The organism is Acetobacter sp. DmW_043 (assembly GCF_002153485.1).
GTDB lineage: Bacteria > Pseudomonadota > Alphaproteobacteria > Acetobacterales > Acetobacteraceae > Acetobacter > Acetobacter thailandicus.
Genome location: NZ_JOMN01000022.1, coordinates 53,268 through 75,740, shown reverse-complemented (window position 1 = coordinate 75,740; position 22,473 = coordinate 53,268). Strand labels below are relative to the sequence as shown.

The 22,473-nt window shown below is 53.0% G+C and carries 16 protein-coding genes; 1 reads left to right on the top strand and 15 read right to left on the bottom strand.

Annotation, left to right across the window (positions count from 1 at the left end):
* Window positions 1-33 precede the first annotated feature (33 nt).
* From HK11_RS07805 to HK11_RS07780, 6 genes are all read right to left on the bottom strand, one after another.
* Window positions 34-1,488, bottom strand: coding sequence for an AMP-binding protein (locus HK11_RS07805; protein WP_158092798.1), 1,455 nt, complete (start codon window positions 1,486-1,488; stop codon window positions 34-36).
* Window positions 1,489-1,559: 71 nt separating this feature from the next.
* Window positions 1,560-7,925: a type I polyketide synthase gene (locus tag HK11_RS07800; RefSeq protein ID WP_086554784.1), complete on the bottom strand. Its 6,366-nt coding sequence runs from the start codon at window positions 7,923-7,925 to the stop codon at window positions 1,560-1,562.
* A gap of 174 nt (window positions 7,926-8,099) precedes the next feature.
* Window positions 8,100-8,507 carry a CrcB family protein gene (locus HK11_RS07795; protein ID WP_086554809.1) on the bottom strand — a complete coding sequence of 136 codons (408 nt, stop codon included), beginning with the start codon at window positions 8,505-8,507 and terminating at the stop codon, window positions 8,100-8,102.
* A 282-nt stretch (window positions 8,508-8,789) separates the two neighbouring features.
* Complete coding sequence (locus HK11_RS07790; RefSeq protein WP_086554783.1) at window positions 8,790-9,569, bottom strand: SDR family NAD(P)-dependent oxidoreductase; 780 nt, start codon at window positions 9,567-9,569, stop codon at window positions 8,790-8,792.
* A 118-nt stretch (window positions 9,570-9,687) separates the two neighbouring features.
* Window positions 9,688-11,070 (bottom strand): inorganic phosphate transporter, encoded by a 1,383-nt coding sequence (locus HK11_RS07785; RefSeq protein WP_086554782.1) that lies wholly within the window; start codon window positions 11,068-11,070, stop codon window positions 9,688-9,690.
* 249 nt (window positions 11,071-11,319) lie between these two features.
* Complete coding sequence (locus HK11_RS07780; protein ID WP_086554781.1) at window positions 11,320-11,796, bottom strand: Rrf2 family transcriptional regulator; 477 nt, start codon at window positions 11,794-11,796, stop codon at window positions 11,320-11,322.
* Window positions 11,797-11,881: 85 nt separating this feature from the next.
* Between HK11_RS07780 and hmpA the strand changes: the two genes are divergently transcribed.
* Window positions 11,882-13,102, top strand: coding sequence for an NO-inducible flavohemoprotein (gene hmpA / locus HK11_RS07775; RefSeq protein WP_086554780.1), 1,221 nt, complete (start codon window positions 11,882-11,884; stop codon window positions 13,100-13,102).
* A 50-nt stretch (window positions 13,103-13,152) separates the two neighbouring features.
* Here the strand turns inward: hmpA and HK11_RS07770 are convergent, their stop codons facing one another.
* The 9 genes from HK11_RS07770 to HK11_RS07730 form a co-directional block, all read right to left on the bottom strand.
* Window positions 13,153-14,208, bottom strand: a complete 1,056-nt coding sequence (locus HK11_RS07770; protein ID WP_086554808.1) for an alkene reductase — start codon at window positions 14,206-14,208, stop codon at window positions 13,153-13,155.
* Between the two features lie 62 nt (window positions 14,209-14,270).
* Window positions 14,271-14,879 carry a TetR/AcrR family transcriptional regulator gene (locus HK11_RS07765; RefSeq protein WP_086554779.1) on the bottom strand — a complete coding sequence of 203 codons (609 nt, stop codon included), beginning with the start codon at window positions 14,877-14,879 and terminating at the stop codon, window positions 14,271-14,273.
* Between the two features lie 141 nt (window positions 14,880-15,020).
* On the bottom strand, window positions 15,021-15,662 hold the full coding sequence (locus HK11_RS07760) for a LysE family transporter (RefSeq protein ID WP_198943240.1): 642 nt from the start codon (window positions 15,660-15,662) through the stop codon (window positions 15,021-15,023).
* Between the two features lie 95 nt (window positions 15,663-15,757).
* Window positions 15,758-17,305 (bottom strand): PepSY domain-containing protein, encoded by a 1,548-nt coding sequence (locus HK11_RS07755; protein ID WP_086554778.1) that lies wholly within the window; start codon window positions 17,303-17,305, stop codon window positions 15,758-15,760.
* Window positions 17,302-17,595 (bottom strand): hypothetical protein, encoded by a 294-nt coding sequence (locus HK11_RS07750; protein WP_086554777.1) that lies wholly within the window; start codon window positions 17,593-17,595, stop codon window positions 17,302-17,304. The genes HK11_RS07755 and HK11_RS07750 overlap by 4 nt, the downstream gene beginning before the upstream one ends.
* Window positions 17,595-17,864 carry a hypothetical protein gene (locus HK11_RS07745; protein WP_143216363.1) on the bottom strand — a complete coding sequence of 90 codons (270 nt, stop codon included), beginning with the start codon at window positions 17,862-17,864 and terminating at the stop codon, window positions 17,595-17,597. The genes HK11_RS07750 and HK11_RS07745 overlap by 1 nt, the downstream gene beginning before the upstream one ends.
* Window positions 17,865-17,868: 4 nt before the next feature.
* Window positions 17,869-20,169, bottom strand: a complete 2,301-nt coding sequence (locus tag HK11_RS07740) for a TonB-dependent siderophore receptor (RefSeq protein ID WP_143216362.1) — start codon at window positions 20,167-20,169, stop codon at window positions 17,869-17,871.
* Window positions 20,170-20,781: 612 nt separating this feature from the next.
* Window positions 20,782-21,336: a nicotinamide riboside transporter PnuC gene (gene pnuC, locus HK11_RS07735; RefSeq protein WP_086554775.1), complete on the bottom strand. Its 555-nt coding sequence runs from the start codon at window positions 21,334-21,336 to the stop codon at window positions 20,782-20,784.
* On the bottom strand, window positions 21,333-22,469 hold the full coding sequence (locus HK11_RS07730) for a phosphotransferase enzyme family protein (protein WP_233133386.1): 1,137 nt from the start codon (window positions 22,467-22,469) through the stop codon (window positions 21,333-21,335). The genes pnuC and HK11_RS07730 overlap by 4 nt, the downstream gene beginning before the upstream one ends.
* Window positions 22,470-22,473: the final 4 nt, after the last annotated feature.

Below are 22,473 nucleotides of genomic sequence, written 5' to 3'. Positions count from 1 at the left end.
ATAACATCACTTTATATTCTGCATATTCAACGTTTAATGCATACGCGCTGACCGTTGCTTCCTCTCGTTCAGCACCATTTCGGTCAGCAGTACTCTGTCAGGATTACCGGCGTCATCAAGGGGAATCTGATCAACCCAGATAACCGTAAGCGTTGGCATATTTTCATAAATATCATGCATTTTTCTGGAGAGTTCAGAAATATCAATCTGCTCATGGCATATAATAGCCACATAGGGCATATGCACACCACTGGCATCGGGCACAGCAAAAATACATCCGTCCTGAATACCCGGGTAAGCCTTACAAACCTCATCAAGGCGTGCAACTGAAAACTTATCCCCCCCAAAAGAAATAAGGTTATCAGCACGGCTCACAATAAACAGTTCTTTTTGATTATAAATACGCCCTATGTCACCGGGATAAAACCAGCCATCAACAAAACGATCACTGAAATATTCTTCAAGATAGCCTTTATTCAGTGTATCGCCCTGTATCCGTAAAAGACCGGCGACATTCCCCTCTTTAATTTTTTTATTATCCTGATCGACAGCCTCAACGGTCATCCACGGTACAATAAAACCAGCACTTTCAGGCGCCAGTCCGTCGCGCACACTCCTGACAGCAACAGCCCCGGTTTCTTCCGTCCCGTAAATAACATGAATTCTGGTACTCAGGCCTGCTCTGGTTTTCTTCTCAAGTTCCGGTGGCAGCGCGCCACCAATAACGATAATTTCCACCGTGTCATCAGGCCTGCTGAGTGGCGGCAGCGCTGAGACCAGAATTTCGAGATGCAGCGGAGAGAGAATAAAAACCGAAGGCCGTTCCCGCCTGAAAAGATAATGTATATTTGAACGGTTAAAGAAGTTCAGGCAGCCGCCGGATAAGATAGCGGCAAGACGGATCTGAAAACCACTGAGCAGATCAATACCGAGAAAGCAAAAAACATCGTATTTATCTGCACTTCTCATTTCGTTAACGCTCTGTATCAGACGATGAATATTCTGATGAAAGTTCGTGGTATCGATATAAATTTTGCGCGCGGTGACATCAGTTCCCGCAGCAACTGACACACGACAGATTTCGTCAGGAGAGCGTTCGTCGCTGGCAATTGTCTCCATATGCAGTGTTGACGGAAAACTCAGGCCAGAGAACTTAACAGAGGGAATATCACCTTCATAAGAATCATCTGTTAAAATCAGATCAGGTTTTGTCAGCTCAACATAACTTCTGAACATCGAACCAAACCCCTCTGGCAGGGAAACCGACGCCACACCAAGCATATCAAGTGCAAAAATAATAACGAGATGATTGTACTGGCTGGCACATTTCACACCAACCAGTGCACAGCCTGCCTCTTTAATTTTTCCCAGCGCATGAGCAACATGGACGATATTCTGATGAAATTCGCCATAACTCCACTCACGCGAGATATCTCTGAAGATAATCTCACCAGAGGTATTTTTAAGTTTGTCGTGTATAATATCCATAAGCATTGAAATTACCTTTTGTAAAAAATAAAAAGGAAAATAATAATATTTTAAGTCTTTTTTACTTAAATTTATTCACTCTCAGAAGACGTTATATTTTTTACATTGATACGATCGAGAATAAATTTCGACATATTCTCAATAGTGTTATCTTTTGCCAGGTGCAGAACAGAAATTTCAACACCAAGCTCATTTTTCACTGAGGTCTGCAACTCAACTGCGGCAAGAGAATCAATACCCAGCTCAGACAGGCGCGCAGTCGAAGCAATATCTTCAGGTTTGACATGCGTTGTCTCTGAAATAAGTGCTTTCATCTGCTCAATGACATAGGGCAGACGTTCTTTATCAGGCAGCCTGACAAGCCTTGCGAGCCGCTCACTGGTAACGGCATTACCAAGACTGTTCAGAACAACCTGTGAAAAACGCAGCAAACGTGTGCTGGTGCGCGCAGACTTACTCCATTTTTCCCAGTCAATATCCATATAACCCAGGTCGGGCAGGTCAAACGACAGCATCACCGGCAGGGCATCAAGCGCCTGGCGCGCTGTAATGCTGCGCAGCCCCACCATTTCGAGGGTTCTGGCCGCAACATCATTGCGGCTCAGCATACCCACATCAGCAATGCCACCCCAGTCAACAGTCAGAGAAGGCAGGCCACGGTTAAAACGGTTCCACGACAATGCATTCAGCACAGTGTTGGCCGCCATATAATTACTCTGCCCGATATTACCCAGCATGGTCGTGGCTGATGCATACATTACAAAATAATCAAGCGTCATATTCTGCGTTTTTTTATCAAGAAAAACCGCAGCTTTCGCTTTTGTGGTCATAACCTTTGCAATTTTTTCCTGCGTCATGTTAACGACAAGCGCATCATCAAGCACAGCCGCACAATGGAAAACCCCTTTAATGGGAGGTAGTTTTTTCTGTGCCTGAGCAAAAACCATATCAAGGTCTTTTTCACTGGCACAATCAGCTGAGAAATACAGCACACTGGCATCACACTCTCTGAGGAAAGCCAGCTTCTCTGTCACATCCTCATCCGTTTCAGGGCGGCGGCCGACAAGCACAAAATGTTTAGCCCCCTGGTCGAGCAGCCACTTAACAGTCGCAAAACCAAAGCCACCAGCGCCGCCCGTGACCAGATAGGTCACATCAGACCTGACAACCGGCTGCCTGCGTGGCAGAGGATAAGCTGTAACATCCTCAAGCTTTGTGTAATCAACAACAACTTTACCAATGTGAGCGGATGATGCAAGGAAACGGAACGCATCAGCCACCTTAGCCGCCGGATAGCCCGTAACAGCCGGCAGTTTAATAACGCCCTGCCTGTGCAGCTGCGCCATTTCTTTCATCAGCTCACGCACATCCTCCTTCTGCTCCAGCATCATCCGGTCAAGGTCGAAGGAGAAGAACGCCATGTTCTGATTAAATGGCATAAGCGGAAGACCATTATTTTCGATAATGTCTTTTTTGCCAATTTCAACAAAGCGGCCATAAGGGGCAACAACAGCCACACTATGCGACAGCGCATCACCTGGCAGAGAATTGAGTACAACATCAACGCCACGCCCCTGCGTCACGTCACGAATGCCCTCCGCAAACTCCAGCGTTCTTGAACTCCAGACCTGCTCACACCCAAGCTCTTTAAGGTAAGCGCGTTTGGCTTCACTGCCAGCCGTTGCAAAAATACGGGCACCAATATGCTGCGCAATATAAATGGCTGTCATACCCACGCCACCTGTACCGGCATGAATAAGCACACTCTCACCTTTTTGCAGGCGGGCCAGTTTAACCAGCGAGCAATAGGCTGTGGCTGAGGCAATCGGCAGGGTTGATGCCTGCAGATAATCAACATCGAGCGCATCGAGCGGGTAGCTGATCATCTCACTGGCAAGGGCTACCAGATGGGTCGCAAAACCGCCGGGCCATGAAATAACGTAGCGTTTACCAGTTTCATAACCGGTAACACCCTCACCCACAGCAACAACTTCAGTCGTCGCTTCAGAGCCCATTTCATGACCATGGAAGGTGCCATCCATAATGCTGTCAGGCAAAAGGCCTGTTGCTTTAAGAATATCTTTAAAATTAAGAGCTGTTGCCAGAATACGAAACAGAACCTCGTCTTTTTTCAGTTTCGGGCAGACAAACCGCTCATAGTACAGTGCATCAAAGGCAGCCCCCTTAACTGTTTCCAGGCGCACGGCAACGAGAGCACCATTTTCATCCCTCTCATCAGCCGAAAAGGGGAGAAGCTGCGGCGCAGGAGGCTCCTCACTGCGCTGCAGGCGGCCTGCAAAACGCGCCTGCGGGGTGAGAAGAACGTCGTCCTCCATCTCCTCAGGGTCTTCACCATTGAGAATTTCTGCACACAGCGCGCGCATAACATCCTCATCCGGGGTGGTGCCAATATCTACCAGCTTAATCGACAGATTACTTTTTTCAGCCTGTATCCCACGCACAAAACCTCTGACAGCAGCCTGGTCAGGGGCCAGTGTTTTCCCTTTTTCAAGCGGGTAAGGCGCTACAGCCCCTGAGGTGAGAACATGCACAACACAGCTGCGCTCACGCTCTGTTTTTTCAATAACTGCATCAAAGAAGGTTTTAACCTTCCACAGCTCGGCAATACCAAGATCTTCTTCATTTTTGTCAGCAACATAAATGATGCTGTTATAAAGCTCAGGGTCAATACTGCACGGTGCTGGCTCACTGACCTGCTCAGCCTCAACCGCATAAAGCGCAAGCTCTGCGGCCACACGCTTTGCAAGTTCTGAGGGGGCACCACAGATAATCACCTTCTTCTCTTCAAGAAGGATGTTTTTATCCTCTGTTTTTACCCACGCATTACGATAAATTTTACGCCGCAGGTCATCATTGCTGCGGGCTGCTGTTCTGATCGCTCTGGCTGTGAAATCTTTAATCTCGGCAACCAGCTCACCGCTTTCTGTGACAATCAGAATATTACCCTGAATGTCAGAGGCCGTTTTCTTTGTCAGTACACAATGCACACGCACCGCTGACAGGCCCTTGTGATACAGCCTGACCTGACGAATGCCTGTTGGCACAAACAGCGTACCTTTTGCCGTGCCATAGCCTGCGGCAATCAGCGTCTGAAATGCGCCGTCCCACAAAGTGGGGTGCAGAAAATATTCATCAGCTGCCCCCGCATGCTCGTCAGCCAGCTTCAGCGCAGAGCGTGAGATTTTATCCCCGATATCAAGACTTATGATTGTCTGAAAAGACGGACCATAAGCAAAACCATACTCTTTAATTTCTTCATAAAATTTCTGAGGCATGACCGCATGCAGCACGCTGCCCTCTGCATAAGGCAATGTCACCTCAGGGGCAGCAACAGGCCAGGGCGCGCTGCTCAGAATTTTCATCGTCGCGTGCGGCACCCAGACACTGTCATCATCATTTATATCACGCGAAGCCACGGTCAGACTGTGATCTGCCGGGTTAAAAACCCAGCTCATCTGCACATCTGCCAGCCTGTCATCGAGCAGCAGGGCTTTATCAATCGCAATATCTTCGAGAATAACCTCGTCAGTCTTCTCGCGCACAGCATGAAGTGCAACAGCACCTTCGATATATCCTGCTGCCGGGAAGAGGCACAGATCATCAATCTGATGGTCAGGCAGCCAGGGCATATAGTTTGTGTTTACACTGGCAAGCCAGGTCGGCAGAGACGCAGGGGCCTGCATGCCTAAAACCGGGTAGACAGTCTCGTCCAGCCTGTCCTGACGGGAGAGACGTGTCTCCACCCAGAAGCTTTCACGCGTCCAGGCGTAATGTGGCAGCACAATACGCTCACCACCGCTTACACGCGCCCAGTCGGGAGAGACCCCCGCCATGAACAGATGCGCCAGGGTGCGGGCGATAAAGGGCTCGTCATATTTTTTTGTATCAACGCAGCTCAGAATGGTCGCATTGCCGGTAACAGTTCTGGCCACATCACGCAGCGAACTGATCAGAACCGGCTGCGCGGCAATTTCGATAAAAACACGGGCTCCATCTTCAGCCAGAGCTTCGACCGTGTCACTAAAACGCACAGGCAGACGGGTATTGTCATACCAGTAGGCTGCATCATGACAAAAAGCATCATCACACCGGCTGGCCGTAACCGTAGAATAGAGCGGATATACCGGTCGGCTGAAGGGGATAGCGGCAATATCTTTCTTAAACCCGGCCTCAATCTTCTCCATTGCAGGATTATGATATGGCAGCTCAACCGGCAGGAATTTACTGAAGATTTTATTCTTCTTACAGATATCAGCAATAATACTGAGAGTTTCTTGCGGCCCTGACAGCACGGTCAGGCGGCTGCTGTTTACTACAGCTGTGCAGACACCCTGACCAAAACGAGAAACAAAGCGCTCCTCTGCCTCCTCCTGATTCAGCCCCACGGCCAGCATCGCACCCGTGCCAGCCAGTGTGCTCTGATGCTGGCTGCGATAATAAGCAATCGTCACCGCATCTTCGAGGGTCAGCACGCCTGCCGCACAGGCTGCCGCAACCTCACCCACGCTATGACCTGTAACCGCAGCCGGGGTCACACCATAAAAACGCAGAGCTTCGAACAATGTCATCTGCACAAGGAAAATAGCAGGCTGGGCGAGCTGCGTTTTATGCACTTCGGCAGCATTCTCAGGTAAGGAGAGGAACTCTGTCAGAGAGAAGCCAAGCAACTTAGCAAACAGGGCATCGCACTTCTCAGCCATTGCACGGGCCGGTGCCGGCAGGTCATGCGACAGCAGAGCCATCATGCCCTCAACCTGTGAACCCATACCAGAGAACACAAAAACCGGGCCACCCATGGGGTTTTCGGCCTGTTTTCTGCCCCTGACAACAGCAGCACTCTCAGCGCCGGCGGCGAGCGCGTTCAGAGCAGCAGCAGCTTCATCACGGGTTTTAGCGAGCACCGTTGCATAATACTCAAGGGGTGTTCGCGTTGTTGCCGCAGAGAAGCACATATCCGCCAGATCGACAGAGCTGTCAGACAGCAGAGTCGCATAACTGGCTGCAATTTTTTTCAGTGAGCTTTCGGTAAATGCCGTAACAGGCAGCAGGTAATGCCCCTCAGGGCGCTCTGCCTCGTCATGCTGTGCCGTAACGGTTTTTGTTTTTTCAGGGCAGGCCCGCAAAACAGCAACAGCATTTGTGCCGCCATAACCAAAGGAATTAACAACAGAATAGATATCTTTTGCCGTATCAAGCGCGACCATATCCTTAACAGGAACACGCAGATTCAGCTCATCAAACGGAATATTTTTATTCAGAACTGTCAGATTCGCCTGCGGGGGCACCTGTGCATTTTTCAGGCACAGCACGGCTTTAATCAGCCCCGCAACGCCTGCGGCCCCTTCAAGATGCCCAAAATTCGCCTTCATAGACCCCACAAGCAGCGGCCTGCCTGTCGCTTTACGGGCCTGCCCTACAGCGCGCCCCAGAGCACGGGCCTCAATCGGGTCACCGACCGGGGTGCCTGTACCGTGGGCCTCAGCATAGCCTACCGCGGCAAGGTCGATGTCTGCACGTTCAGCCACGCGCTCAATCAGGTCTGCCTGCGCTTCTTCATCGGGCATTGTGAGTGAGAAAGTATGCCCGTCCTGGTTCACACCCGAAGCGGCGATTACACCATGGATAATATCGCCATCACGCACAGCATCTGCCAGGCGTTTAAGCACAACTATGCCACACCCCTCTCCGCGGCCATATCCGTCAGCATCATCAGAGAAACTTTTGCAGCGGCCATCCTTCGAGATAAAATGGCCTTTTGACATCGTGATCGACGCTGAAGGCGCGCCCATAATGTTCACCCCGCCAGCCAGAGCCAGAGAGGTTTCGCCATGACGCAGACTGACGCAGGCCTGATGAACCGCCACAAGAGACGAGGAACACGCCGTGTCGATCGACATTGACGGCCCATGAAGATCAAAATTGTAAGAAAGACGTGCGGCAAGCATGGTGGCAGAGGCCGCTGTTGCGGCGTAATGATCGCGGATAAGCGGGCGGCTGTCAGATGAGCCGCTGACCACAAGCCTGTCGAGCGAGAATGACCCCATATAAACACCGGTCTGCGACCCGGCGAGCGAACCTGGCAGAATGCCGGCGTTTTCTAACGCCTCCCACGCGACTTCAAGTAAAACGCGCTGCTGTGTGTCAATAATAACGGCTTCACGCGGGGAAATACCAAAAAACAGCGGTTCCATATCCGCGAGTTTCTGATCAAGGAACGACCCGCGCTGCATATAGGTTTTACCTGGCGTGTCATAATCAGGCGCATAAAACCGCTTTACACTCCAGCGGTCAGCCGGAACACCGGAAGATGCATCACCCTGCTGGCAAAGAAATGTCCAGAACTGCTCCGGCGTCTCTACAGATGCGGGCAGCCGACATCCTATCCCGATGACAGCAATGTCCTGATCAGTATTCACGAAACCTAACCTCCTGTTTTACAGAGATTCCTCCTCTGACGGGAGGATGGTATTATTTAAATAACATTTTTTTAATAAAAATTAAAATGGCACATACTAATATGTGCCATTTCTTTTATTTCAAGAACAAAAAAACTGAAAAATAAACTACTTAATCAATACTTTATTAAGAAATTATATATCTTTATGTTTCTCAACTTCAACTGCCTGCATGGTCTGAAAATTAAAACAGACAGCCGTAATATAACCGGCAGAAGCCGCACCAATGCACATAACAACTGACAATATGACTGTCAGTAAGGCACGGCCGACCGCCCCCGTGCGCAAAAACTCAAATGTTTGCCAGCTGAATGTGGAAAAGGTCGTATAACCGCCACATATACCCGTCATCACCAGCAGGCGCATATTATCAGACATAGGGTAGCGCCCGTCTGCCATAGTCAGTGTCGCAAAAAAGGCAATAACAAACGAACCAACGGTATTAACAGCAAAAATAGTGCCCCAGGGCATTATGCGGCTGTAAGGTGCTGTCAGAACGCTGACAACATGACGCAGAAGCGACCCGAGTGCTCCACCAAACATGACAAGAAGACAGGTATAAAAAGATAATGACACACCACTCTCCGTCCAGGTGAATAGTCCTGACAGAACATTACTGCTTTGTACTGAAACGAAAGGGAGGGCAGCGCACTCAGCCACCCGGCAGCCTCATGCCACCACCCTGCTCTTTTAATGAGCAGGAGCCCCTCAGATTATGAGGGGAATGTAAAATGCCTCCCACATCGTTGCAAGATAGTTAACTATTATAAAATTCGTCATTAGTATACAAAAAATTAACTAAAAAAGAAAAATAGTTTCAAAAAGTTATACATCTGACGCCCGGCCCATGCTCCGGTCGACGGCAAGACCCGCCGAAGCCTGACAAACGGGCATCATCTCAATCTGGTTAATATTCACATGCGCCGGCAAACCCAGAACCCAGGAGATCGTCTCGGCAATATCCTCAGGCAAAAGCGGCTCTGTGCCGTCATACACAGCTGCAGCCTTTGATTTATCACCAAGGCGCACTTCGCTGAACTCACTGCCGCCACACAGCCCGGGGGCGATATTGGTCACTCTGACACGCACACCCAGCAGGTCACTGCGCAGATTGCGCATAAACTGCGACACAAATGCTTTACTGGCCCCATAAACATTAGCACCAGGGTAAGGATAAATGCCTGCTGTGCTGCCAAGAGCAATAATGTGCCCCCTGTTGCGCGCAACCATGCCGGGCAGAAGCACACGGGTCATAGCGGTCAGCCCCGTGACATTCGTGGCGATCATCCGCTCCCAGTCGAGGGCAGTTGCCTTCCAGGCTTTTTCAAGCCCCAGGGCCAGACCCGCATTATTCACCAGCACATCGACCTCCTGCCAGCCGGCAGGCAAAGAGGCAGGCAGTTTCTCAACCGCTTCAGCATCTGTCACATCAAGCACAAAAGGCAAAAGTGCCGGCCCGGCCTCCTGCGCCAGAGCATCAAGACGGTCTTTACGGCGGCCTGTGGCAATTACACGGTAGCCGTCTTTAACCAGTCGCAGTGCAATAGCATGACCAAAACCTGCTGTTGCACCTGTTACCAGAACAGTAGCCCGGGAAGATGTCATAAAAAGATCCTCACACAAATCATGGAGATGCCCGGAAACGAAGCACCCTTAAACGCCAGTAAATGACAGTATGAGTCTGTCATTCATGCTGCCCGCAGGCAACACAAACAACCGTGCCTTAATGGCTGAGCAGGTAAAATAACCCCGCTGACAGAACGATAGTGACCGGCAGGGTCGCAACCCAGGCCAGCATAATACGGCGCATGGTGCCCCATTGCAGGCCAGAGCCAGCCCCCAGCATACTGCCTGCGATACCAGCCGTCACAATATGCGTGGTGCTGACAGGCAGACCGGTATAGCCCGCTGTAAGAATAAGGCCCGCCCCGACCAGCTCTGAAGAGGCCCCCTGGGCAGGGGTCAGATGCGTGCGGCCTATTTTCTCCCCCAGGGTGCTGACAATACGCTTATAGCCCACCATGGTACCAAGGCTGAGACAAAGAGCGCTCAGCAGCCTGACCCACCAGGGGGCGAACTCAACAACCGGGCGCAGTTTCATACGCAAATGAGCAGCCTGATGGCGCACCTGAGACGGCACGGCTTTATCAAGGGAGATTTTTTTAAGTGCTGCCACAATCTGAAACACATCAGAACGCACAGTCACGAGCGGCGGCAGCGGGCCGTTAAGAATTGGTTTATCGAGCAGGGAGTTCTCTGTCTGCAGGTGCTGTGCTGCAATCATCGCATCAGAGCGCAGCACATCATGGTCATACATATCCAGCACAGAACGGATCTCGTGTGCTTCGCTCACAGTTACCGGCAGCGTGTGCTGATGCTGCGGGTTGAGCGCGTATAACGCCGGCCAGAGCCCGGCAACTGTCAGCATAATCAGACCAATACTTTTCTGACCGTCATTACTGCCGTGCGAAAAACTGACCCCGGTGCACGAGCCGATCAGCAGCCAGCGCACCCAGCCACGCGGGGGCTGGTGCCCCTGAGGCGGCTCAAAAAGGGCTTTGTCTTTCACAAACATCTTCAGCACGCAGTAAAAGAGCCCCGCCCCGACCAGACCAAGAATCGGCGAGACTGCCAGAGCCTCAAGCACCTTTAAAACCTGAGGCCAGTCGATACCCTCACGATAATGACGGCCGTGAACAAGGGCATCACCCACGGCGACCCCAATGATAGAGCCGATGATGCAGTGAGAGCTGGAGTTAGGAATGCCGGCACGCCATGTCAGCAGGTTCCAGGACAGGGCTGCCCCGAAGAGAGAAAACAGCATAGGCACTGCCGGCGCACCATTTGGCGGGGTCAGCACATCAGGCGGCAAAAGCTCAACCAGAGCGTAAGCCACGCTCAGACCACCAGCCAGAACACCGGCAAAATTCATCACTCCCGAGAGCACAACAGCCTGAACAGGCTTCAGGGAGCGGGTGTAGATCACGGTTGCCACAGCATTTGCTGTGTCATGGAACCCGTTTACAAACTCAAATACGCAGACAAGAACGCTGCATATAATAAGTATAACAAGGGACAGAGGAGTGTCAGGCATAAAATGCAGCATGAGATAAAGAAGCTGACCTTTTGTTTCGCTACCTGTCGCATACAGGAAGACGCGCCAGCTTTTAATCCGTTATTTTGTAAATTTTCTCACTCAGAGCATTTTATGTTCAGATTTATGACACAAACTGAACGCTAAGCAGCGGTACTACAAAGATTTGCATGCCATAGCTCTGCCATTATATAAAATTCATTTACTGGCTATTAAGTTAATTATTAACTGTAATGTCATGATTTTTTAGTACAAAAAACACTAATCCTCCGCCCCTGAAGCCAGCCCTGCCTTATTGCTCAGCACCAGGCGCTCATAGGGGGTCAGCATATCATCCAGGGTGTAGTCATCGAGCACGGCCATAAATGCATCCATCGCTTTTGCCAGCCCTGAACGTAAAACACACCCGCCTGATAAAATACACTCTGTAACAATTTCTTCCTGCTCTGCCTCAGGCGGGGCCATGCAGGCCAGCAAAACCATCTCCTCCTCCGTGTAGCGCACAACATCACCGATCCGAATCTTATCGGCAGGTCTGGCCAGCTCAAGCCCGCCGTGACGACCACGAAACGTGCTGAGAAACCCGCCTTTGCCAAGATGATGGATCACCTTCACGAGGTGGTTTTCCGAAATCTTATAGACTCGGGCGATCTCGTGAATGGACACACGGCGATCAGTGTGAACCCCGAGATAGAGAAGAGTACGCAAAGCGTAGTCGGTATGAAGAGTAAGGCGCATAAACTAAACATTAACAAATTGACATCTTGTTTACCAGATGCTATTTAAAGATGTATAAAGTTTACATCTTTAAAGGAGAGAGTCCGTGACCGCATCACTCGACGACCAGACCCGCGCTATCGTTACTGCCTGCATTCCCGCGCTGGAAGCACACGGTCTCGATATCACCCGCGAAATGTATTCACGCCTGCTGGCTGACCCGGCCATTGCCGAACTGTTTAACCGCTCACACCAGAAAAGCGGCGAGCAGCCCACTGCCCTGGCCATGGCCGTGCTGGCCTATGCCCGCCATATTAATGACCTGGGCACACTGACCGGCATGATCGAACGCATTGCTGAAAAACATGTAGGGCTGAACATTCTGCCCGAGCACTACCCGCATGTCGGTCAGGCCCTGCTGGGGGCTATTGCCCATGTACTGGGTGACGCCGCCACACCTGAAATCATGCAGGCCTGGGGCAATGCCTATCAGTTTCTCGCCGACGTGCTGATGAACCGCGAAAGCCAGCTTTATAAAGAAAAAGAAGAGGCCCCCGGTGGCTGGCGCGGCTGGCGTGCATTCACCATTCGTCAGCGCGTGGCAGAAAGTGGCGATGTCACCTCCTTCCGGCTTGAGCCCACAGACGGCAAACCCGTTGTGCTGCATAAACCCGGGCAGTATCTTACCTTCAACATCACCGTGCCGGGCGAAGGCTCACAGCGGCGTAATTACAGCATTTCATCAGCTCCCGACTCCAGGGGCTACCGCATCAGTGTTAAACGTGCAGCGGGCGGGCTGGTCTCAGGCTGGCTGCATGACCACGCAAAAGAAGGCACCGAACTGCTCGTGTCAGCACCTGCTGGCACCTTCACCCTGCCAGAAGAAACTGCAAACCACCCGGTTGTGCTGCTGAGTGCCGGCGTGGGGCTGACCCCCTTTATTGCGATGGCCGAGGCCGCACATAAGGCCGGACGGAAAGCACCGCTGCATTATGTGCACGGCACCCACACCCCGCAGAGCGAAGCCTTTGGGCCGCGCGTGCGTGAGCTGGCAAAAGACGGAACAGTGCAGGCTGACATTTTCTATACCCGCAAAAACGACACCGCCGCAGCCGGGCAGAATGTGCAGACACATGAGGGGCATATTTCTGCCGCATGGCTGAAAGCCCATACACCGGCTGATGCCCTGTATTATCTGTGCGGGCCTGACGCCTTTATGCAATCAGTCATTGCCGGGCTGAAAGCCGAAGGCGTGCCGGAAAGCCGCATCAAGCACGAAGTGTTTGGCTCAGCCTCCACCCCGGAGGATGCCCTGCACGCCGCATAATTTCTGCCCTGCCCCGCACCATCACAGTGCGGGGCAGAGTGTAAACAGACTCACAATATGGGATAGTCGGTATATCCCTTTTCATCACCACCAAAGAAGGTCATACGGTCAGCATCATTCAGCGGGGCATCAGCCTTCAGCCGGGCCAGAAAATCAGGGTTAGCCAGAATCATCTGACCATAGGCCTCAAGGTCAGCCAGACCACTGGCCACGTCATGCCCGATCTCCTCACGGGGGCGGCCCGGGCGGTTAATAATCAGTTTACCCGACCAGATGCGGCGTATATCGGCCAGCAGTGCGTCATTTCCCTGATGCATAATGTGCACATAAGACAGGCCGAGCTTATTCAGCTCTGTCATCAGGTAGCGATAAAGTTCTGGGTAGTCTGCCCCCTCGTCAATGCCCCACAGGGTTGTGCCAGGTGAGAAACGAATGGCTGTGCGCTCAGCACCAATTTCTTCAGCAATAGCCTGTGCAACTTCAAGGGCAAAACGTGCGCGGTTTTCGATCGAACCGCCATACTCGTCCGTGCGGGTGTTTGCGCCAGGTGCGAAAAACTGCTGAATAAGATACGCATTAGCACCATGAATTTCGACACCATCTGCACCGGCTTCAGCTGCGCATTTTGCAGCATGACGGAAGTCCTGCACTGTCTGACGGACCTCCGCCGTGCTCAGCGCACGCGGGGGCGGAATATCCTGCATGCCTTTTGCCGTAAACATACCTGTGCCCGGTGCAATGGCAGAGGGCGCCACGGCCTGACGATGATGAGGGGTGTTATCAGGGTGTGACATACGCCCGGCATGCATAAGCTGAATATAGATATGCCCGTTTGCGGCATGAACGGCTGAGGTCACTTTCTGCCAGCCGTCAATATGTGCCTGAGTGTAGATGCCGGGGGTCATCATATAACCCTGCCCGTCAGCCGAAGGTTGTGTGCCCTCGGCCACAATCAGCCCGACACTGGCACGCTGTGCATAATACTCCGCGGCCAGGGGGCCAGGCGTGCCATCATACTGCGCGCGGCTGCGGGTCATAGGTGCCATAACAAAGCGGTTTGGCAGAGTCATTTTGCCAAGGGTAACAGGCTGCCAGATATCCGTCATACTCATCAGCTCCTTAAAGGGCATGACACATGATGTGCGAGCATGCCCGAGAGAAAGGCCCGCTATGATGACGGCTTTATTCCGTCCCATAACAGGGTGATCACGTCAGCAACATGACTTTTGTCTGTTGCCCTGTCAGAGCCGCCTTCTCCGCACACGCGGTTTGAAAAAGCACGGTTATGCAGCACACCGAGCAATGTTGAGGCCAGTACCTGTGCATCACAGTAAGCCAGTTTTTCCTGCTGCTGTGCACGGCCGATCCACTCAGTCAGCGCACGAAAAGCCCGTGCGGGTGCTGAGGTCTCGGGGTTATCACCCGTGCACAGCGCATCAGTATCAATGCCACTGGCCTGAAGAACTGAAAAACCCGCATTAAGATTTTCAAAAAACACGGCTATTGTACAGGAAATTTCAACAAGCTGCTCCTTAACAGGCCGGTTATCCGGCCCGGCCTCGAGTGTGCCGATCCAGTGAATATCTTTCGGCGCCCCCAGCGCTGCCAGCATAAGCCCCTGCTTTGAACCAAAACGGTTAAAGAGCGTTGTATGGCTGACACCGATCTCGCGTGCGATGTCCGCTGCTGCGATACCGCCTCCGCGCTCGAGAAAGCAGCGGCGGGCCACAGCAAGGATGTGTTCGTCTGAGATTTCTTTCGGGCGTCCGATTTTCATTCCTGTTTCCGACATGACGATTCACCCCCCGCTTATAACTTTCTTTCCAGAAAGAAAGCAAGAGGTCTCCTGATATGAAACGCCATCATACTCTGTCAGCGCGGAATGTGGAGGCGTTATCTCACCCCGCCCCTGCACATGTCAGCCAGGCGAGCGCTCAGTAACAAAGCGCAGCCCCAGCGCCATAAAAGCCAGACCAGCGCAACGGTCGATCCATTTCTGAAAACTCATGAAAATACGAGAAACACTTTTAAGGCTGAGAAGTGTTGCAACCAGCGCAAACCATGCCATAGCAATAACAAACATGGCAGCCACACACGTCAGCCCCAGCTGAACTGAAGCATGCTGTGGCAATGCCGCAGCAAAAAGACCCGACACAAAAACCGGGGCTTTCGGGTTTGCAAGGTTTGTCAGTAACCCGACCCTGAACGCACGTGTTGTGCCAGAAACCAGCTCTGTGTGCCCGCTCTGCGCTGTTTTCTTTTGCCAGCTGCTCATGAAAAGTCTGAAACCGGTGAGGAAAAGATAAAGTCCACCAACAATTTTAAGCAGCATGTAAAGCCAGGGCGCAGCAATAAACAGTGTTCTGACACCAAAAAACCCTGCAAGCCCCCATATGCCCACCCCCACAGCCACGCCAAAAGTTGCCCTGAGAGCCGCAGCTTTACCGCGCATCACAGCCAGCCGTGTCACAAGCAGAAAATCAAGCCCGGGCACAATCATCGCCACCAGCCAGAAGGCTGATACCGTAGCAACAACTGAAAGTTCACTGATCAGATTCATAGGGGCTTTATTCCTGCATGAAAGAGGGCTTCAAAACACAAAACCAGTAAAGGATATTGTGCTTTACCGGCGATGTGAAGGCTGACGACCGGCGGCTAGCGACACACAGGCGCTGTCGGCTTTTCCCTCCCCCGTCGCAGGCCGGCATAAACTAACGCAGCGCCCACCAGCACAGCACACAGGCTCAGGCCCCCTCCCGTGGGTGACATCAGCACCGGCCGGGTGGCGAGTGCTGCGGCAAACGGGATATACAGCGTTATAAACCCTGCAACACTCAGCTGAAGTCTCAGCGCAAATGAGGGTGGCATAATAAAACCTGAAATCATAAAAACTGCAAATATACTATAATATATTGCAGAAACCGTGACATAGCCTCCCCCATACGACAAAAAGGGAGCCGCACAGAACACAGCCGAAATACCCGCAATGCACCCCAGGGGGCAGCCTGTTGTCAGTGCCTGCAAAAACCATGTGCCGCGTGTTTCCTGCATCAGGCCAGCGCTGCGTTCGCGGCGGCGGCGCGAGGCTATCCACAACCGGTTGCCGGTATAAAATAAAAAAGCCCCGCCCAGACCAAGCACAACATACCCCCAGCGCACCAGCGTGCCACCAAAGCTGCCGAAATGAAGCGCAAAGAACGTGGTAAGCACAGCAAAACCTGTGGACTGATGGCCCGGCAGATAATCGGCTGAGACGATATGCCCGGTTATGGGGTTAAGGGTTGCAAACCCTGCTGTCGGGCCACGCAGGCTATAGCGGTCATCATGACCTGCCACACGCAACGCGACCTGGCCATGCATCAGAGTGTAGGTCAGTGTTTCAGGCACAAAACCAGGAGCCTGCTTTTGCACCGCATCACGCACAGCGGCGGGCGGCAGCAGAACCTGCTGCATATGAGGCTGACCGTGCCCCCGCCCCTGCGGGTGCACAATGGCGGCCCCTCTTTTTGAAAGCAGAAAATGTTCCATAGTAAAAATCTGATCATGAAACGCAAACGCCACTGACGTCAGCGCCATGACAATATGAAACGGCAGCGAAAACACACCCAGAAGATTGTGAAAATCAAGCCATTTTTTACGTGCTCCGCCATCGGCGCGCACCGCAAACAGCATACGGGTCAACCCGGGCAGAAAGGCAATAACACCCGAAATCAGCGCAACAGAGTACAACAAAGCCACCAGCCCCATCACCAGCCTGGCGGGTTCATGCGGCAAAGGCAGACCCACCTGCTGGTGCAGCTCGTCAACAAAATGTGCAGCCTCAGAAAGTGGCAGCTCCCCGCTCACCAGTTCACCCTGTTCATCAAGTGCCGCAACCGTAACCGGCACCCGGGCATGAGGCCGCCCCGGGGGTGACCAGCGCACACGCCCCCGCCGGGCAGCGGCCTCGTCATTCAGCACGATGGTATAATTCTCGCGGGCTTCAGGGTGAGCTTCAAATACCCTGTTCAGCAGGTCGGGCGTTTGCTCAAGAGAGGGGGGAGCAGGCAAAGTAACGGGCGGAGAAAGCCAGTTTTGCAGGCTTTCCTCAAACATGCTTATCGCCCCGGCATAAAAAGCCACGAACAAAAACAAAGCACTGATAATACCAACCCAGCTATGTACATCGCGGTACGTGCTGACAATGTCCTGACGTATCTTCATAACACTGCCGCCCGTGCCAGAACATACACGCCCCACACAAGGATATTAGCGCCGGTCAGCACCAGCCAGGCCTGCCGCCCTGAACGAAACAAAAAACAACTGCCAAGCAGAGCAACCCAGACCAGCACTGCCAGCCACATTAAAAACTGTGCCGACATGCTGCGGGGCATGCTGTCACTGCCAGACAGACAACCCACAACACCTGTAAGCCCCATGGTCAGCACCGCACCGGCCAGGCTTGCAGCAGAAACTTTAGGCAGCCAGCCACGGCTGCTGAGTGTCGTCGTCATTATGGTGTCCTGCGGCTGAAAATCAGAGCAATAAACAGCGGTGTAAAAGACCACGCTGCCATAAGAAATGTAACCAGCATAAAAACTGCTGTTGCCGGGCTGCGGCACTGTAGCAGCAGCAGCAGTGCCGCCCCCTCAAGGGCGGCACCAGCCCATCGTGCCGCACGGCCTGGCAACGGGCGGCACAGCAAACGCTGCTGTGACGAGGCCAGATAAACGAGCACACTGCCGGCAAAGGCCAGCAGGCTTGCCATGATTAAAAAAAGCATGCTCTCACCAGCGATATTCAAGACGGGCTGTCAGGCTGCGGCCCTGCCCGTAATAACATGCCGCAACGGCGGTGCAGGTCGCGACAAAGCGTTTGTTCGCAATGTTGCGCATATTGAGCGAAAAGGTCAGCCCCTGATAGCGCGGGTGTGCTTCACCAAAATCATAACGCAGGAACATATCAAACAGCGTATAACCCGGGATAGAAAGCTTATTCGCTGTATCACCATAGCTGTGGCCGGTGTAGCGCACCCCTCCGCCCAGGCCTGTTCCTTTAAGCAGGCCGTGGCGCACGCGCTGGTCAACAAATAACGAGGCCATCCATTTTGGCCCCTGAGGCATATAATTACCAATCTCGCTTGCTGTGTTCGACTTCCTTATCCGTGCATCACTGCGGGTGCCGGTGAAAATAACCGCCATATCCCACGGCAGGTTTGCCCGCCCTTCAAGCTCAAGGCCGCGCACCCGGGCCTTGCCTGTTTGCACAAGACATGTGCTGGTGCCACACATGGCCCCGGCAGCGTTGGGAGTGGTCGTATTTTTCTGCGTGATCTGATAACCGCCAAAAGTAATATAAATACTTTTGCCATACTGGTAGCGCAGCCCGGCCTCATACTGGTCGCCGGTCGTGGGTTTAAACGGCTCGCCGGTCAGAGAGGTGGAAGGGTCAGACACCTGCGGCTGGAAAGACTGCGCATAACTGAAATACGGCACCAGACCATTATCAAACAGATACACACCCCCGGCACGCCAGGTAAAAGCAGATGAATTTGTTATATAGCGGGTCTGCTTCAGCACATTCAGGGTGTTATCACGTGCCCAGTCCTGGCGGCCGCCAACGGTCACACGCAGGCGACCTGCTTTAAGCTGGTCCTGAAAGTAAATACCGTTCTGCTGGCTGACTGTTGACGTATAAACCTGCGGGGACAGCGCCCCGGCAAACCCTGATGAACCACGCGAAGACGGGTCAAAAATATTGAGCACAGGCAACACCAGCGAGGACTGCACGAGGTCACGCGAGTGGTTCCAGTTTGTATAAAAATAATCAGTGCCGGCCAGCAGTAAATGACGCACCGGACCGGTGGTCATGTGCCCTTCGAGCTGAAGGTCGGTTGTAACACCCTGCGAACGGCCCCGCCCCTCTACCGCACGGCGGGCAATGGTCTCACCCGGTATACAGCCTGCTATTGTTGCCGGGCATTTTGACAGGGTATCACCCGACAGCACCGTCGCCCGGTAGAGCGTATCAATATAAGTATAACGCGTGTTGTTACGCAGGGTGAAAAAACGATTGAAATGATGCTCAAGAAACGAGCCAACAAGTGCCTGGTTACGGTCAAATGTGTTCCAGTGTGGCTCACCCAGGTTAGCATTATTTTTAATATGCCGCCCCTTTGACGCATAAAGCGTGCCGGTTGCAGGCAGAAACTGATAGGTCGAGCCCCCCTGGTCGCGCTGATATTGCGCGAGAACTGTCCAGCTCGACTTTGGTGCATACCGCCAGGTCATACTGGGTGAGAAATAATACCGCCCCAGCTGCACCCCGTTAACCTGCGTATCACCATATTTGGCCATAGCCACCGCCCGCCCGAGCAGTGAACCACTTTTATTAAGACGGCCAGACAGGTCGCCCGAGGCCTGGCCCTGCCAGTTTGAAAGGTCAGTAAAACCTGTACCCTGCAAAAAGAACTCACCCTCGCTTTTAGCGGTGGGGCGTTTGGTCACCAGGTTTACCACCCCGCCTGGCGCAGTCTGCCCGTAGAGTGCACCTGACGGGCCTTTAAGCACCTCGATCTGCTGCAGGGCAAAGGGATCAAAAGAGGTGCGGGTCCACTGCCCGCCTGAGGGCAGACGCAACCCGTCAACAAAGTTATTATTGGAAGAAAAACCCCCGGCTCCAAAGCCACGCACCGAAACCTCATCAACACGGCTGTCGATACCAGAGGGCTCGGCCTGCACCCCTGCTGTGTAAGAGAGGGCATCAGCAATAGTGGGAGAAGCACGCAGTTCAATTTCCTCACGGTTCACGATAGAAATTGTCTGAGGCGATTCAATAATAGGGGTGCGGGTTTTGGTAGCAGATGAAGCGCGTGACAGGCCTGTGGCCGTCACTACCAGCTCTTCTTTTTTGCCAATGACGACAGGCTGTTTCGGAGGTGTTGCACCACTGCTGCCCCCGGCATGTGACCGGGCATAGTGTGAGCGTGAAGACGCTGTTTCGGGTGTGTCCGCCAGAGCATCTGCCATATCCCCGCCAAAAAGTGCTACGACAGGGAGCAGACCAGCGACCGCATGTGAAAACGACATTCTGTGCTCGCCATATTTATTCAGATAGATTGGGATGCCGGCTCTAACTGAGAATGATAATGATTGTCAATTGCAATTTATAAAAAGACCTCAGGCCCGAAAAAATCAGACACATGGCTTTCAGGCTCTGACCAGGGCTGAAGCAGAATAACCTTTACGCCTTACATAAAATAAATGTGCTCAGAGCAGCCCTGCACCAGGAGAGGGGAACAAAGCACGAATTATGACAAAACAGGCCGCCAGCCGCGCCTGAAAACAGGTTATGCACAAAGTTATCCAGAGGTCTTTCCCCGCTTTCTGTGGATAAAATGACAGAACTCACAGGGGCGTTACTTATAAAAAATGGCTGTTTTCTGCCGCAAATATCTTTTTCTTTATGTCAATCCTTAAAAGCACTTGACTACAGGGCCTTTAAGGCGGTGTGGATTCTGTCGAATCATCCACATCTGCCCCTGCCTGCACGGCCTCTGCTGCATTCGCACCAGTAAAAGCCCGTCTGTACCAGAAAAACCCACTGGCTTTTATGGTATTCACCCGTCAGTAAATGACTTCTTTTTCAGGTCAGCGGCAGAAAGGATAATACCGCACGAGCTTTATTCTGCCTTTGTGGTGTTATATCGCCTCTTTGCGCCACAGCCGCAGGCCGGTAACAGCCAGCCCGACAAAAACAGCATAAAGCACAGCAGTAGGGTAAAGACCCCGCACAGCAAACAATCCGGTGTAAAACAGATCAACCACAATCCATACCCACCAGCAGGCTATATGCTGGCGGGCCATCCACACCTGCCCCAGAATACTGTAGGCACTCAGCATCGCGTCAGAAAACGGGGCAGCATCATCCGTCAGGCGCGATAGCGCATAGCCGGCGCCCGCTCCGCATGCTGTGCTCAGCACCACACCAAACCAGAGACTGCGTGCCTCAAGCGGCCTGACCTGCACCGAGCCATCATGATGCTCTGCGCTTTGCCACCGCCACCAGCCATAACAGGCAAGAGCAGCAAACACCGCCTGCAACGCCATATCGGCATATAAACGCGCCTCGTGAAACACGATGCCATAAAGCAGGCAGGCAACCAGTGTCACTGGCCAGCACCACACCACGCGGCAACCGGTGAGCCACACACTCAGCGCACTGACAAAAACTGCCACCAGCTCAGTCGGGCTCATGCCCCGGTGCCCCGGCGGGAGCAAACATCGAGCATAGCCTGCCCCTCTGCACTGTTAAACCACTGAGCATGACCCAGCAGATAATCATCATATGCCACAGAAGCAGAAGACGGATCATGCAGCAGGGTTTCAAAATAAGCGACTTCGGAGAGGGCAAATTCCACATGCACCAGAGGCAGAAAAACCCTGAGCAGCGCCCGCGCTGTGTCATCAGGCGGGCTGATGGTGGCATAACCACGCAAAAAAGCAGCCATATCCTGCCAGGCAACATGCCGCTCCTGCGCAGGTGCAAGCCAGTCAACCATGCTGCGCTCAAGAGCTGTGGCCAGATCGAACATCGCACAGGTGCGCCCGGCCATACCAAAATCAAGCACGCAGGCTATATCGCCCTGCGGGGTCCATAACAGGTTAGAACCATGCCAGTCACCATGCCCGCCGCAGGGCACGATTTCTGGCAGCAAAGGCACAAGCCTGTCATGCCAGGGAGAGAGGACACGCTGCACATCTTCCTGCCAGGAGCGTGAGCGTAATGCCTGTGCAAGGCCGGGCTGTGCAGGCACCCATGCCTGTAATGCCGCCATAAGGTCAGCCTGGCCGATAACGGCCATGGAGGAAATAAGCACTCGTCCGGCTGCCCGGTCGGGTGCGGTATAAGACGCGGCTGCATGGTGCAGTCTGGCCAGTGCCTGACCTGCCGCATAAGCATGCTCAGGGCAGAGATAAGGCTGCCATGACATGACATCACGATACATATCTTCACCCGGGGCACGGGGGAAAACCTCATACGTCCAGTCATTATGGGCCAGCGCAGTGGTGCCCTCTGCCGTGACGCAGGGCAGACACACCGGCACGCCCTCACGTGCCAGATGCTGCATAAAAGCGTGCTCCTCTGACAGGGCCGCGACATTACGAAGACTGCTGTGGTGACGTTTAATCAGGCAGGCCTCCCCTGCCCCTGTCACCAGTGCTGCAGCTGAAAACGGACGCATGCTGTGCCAGGCACACGTGCCGCCTGGTACCACACCGGGGTAATGTGCCAGTACAGCCCGGATTTCCTCCGCAGTCAGGCAGGGCCAGTCACGCCCGGTCTGCACACCAAGCACGCCAAACTGCCCTGGCTCTGCCGCACTCACCACG

Coding starts and splice junctions, on each gene's coding strand:
- HK11_RS07770 (WP_086554808.1), bottom strand. CDS start 14,208: ATGACGGATATCTGGCAGCCTGTTACCCTTGGCAAAATGACTCTGCCA.
- HK11_RS07760 (WP_198943240.1), bottom strand. CDS start 15,662: ATGAATCTGATCAGTGAACTTTCAGTTGTTGCTACGGTATCAGCCTTC.
- HK11_RS07805 (WP_158092798.1), bottom strand. CDS start 1,488: ATGGATATTATACACGACAAACTTAAAAATACCTCTGGTGAGATTATC.
- HK11_RS07765 (WP_086554779.1), bottom strand. CDS start 14,879: ATGAAAATCGGACGCCCGAAAGAAATCTCAGACGAACACATCCTTGCT.
- HK11_RS07740 (WP_143216362.1), bottom strand. CDS start 20,169: ATGTCGTTTTCACATGCGGTCGCTGGTCTGCTCCCTGTCGTAGCACTT.
- pnuC (WP_086554775.1), bottom strand. CDS start 21,336: ATGAGCCCGACTGAGCTGGTGGCAGTTTTTGTCAGTGCGCTGAGTGTG.
- HK11_RS07745 (WP_143216363.1), bottom strand. CDS start 17,864: ATGCTTTTTTTAATCATGGCAAGCCTGCTGGCCTTTGCCGGCAGTGTG.
- HK11_RS07755 (WP_086554778.1), bottom strand. CDS start 17,305: ATGAAGATACGTCAGGACATTGTCAGCACGTACCGCGATGTACATAGC.
- HK11_RS07785 (WP_086554782.1), bottom strand. CDS start 11,070: ATGCTGCATTTTATGCCTGACACTCCTCTGTCCCTTGTTATACTTATT.
- HK11_RS07795 (WP_086554809.1), bottom strand. CDS start 8,507: ATGTTTGGTGGAGCACTCGGGTCGCTTCTGCGTCATGTTGTCAGCGTT.
- HK11_RS07780 (WP_086554781.1), bottom strand. CDS start 11,796: ATGCGCCTTACTCTTCATACCGACTACGCTTTGCGTACTCTTCTCTAT.
- HK11_RS07790 (WP_086554783.1), bottom strand. CDS start 9,569: ATGACATCTTCCCGGGCTACTGTTCTGGTAACAGGTGCAACAGCAGGT.
- HK11_RS07750 (WP_086554777.1), bottom strand. CDS start 17,595: ATGACGACGACACTCAGCAGCCGTGGCTGGCTGCCTAAAGTTTCTGCT.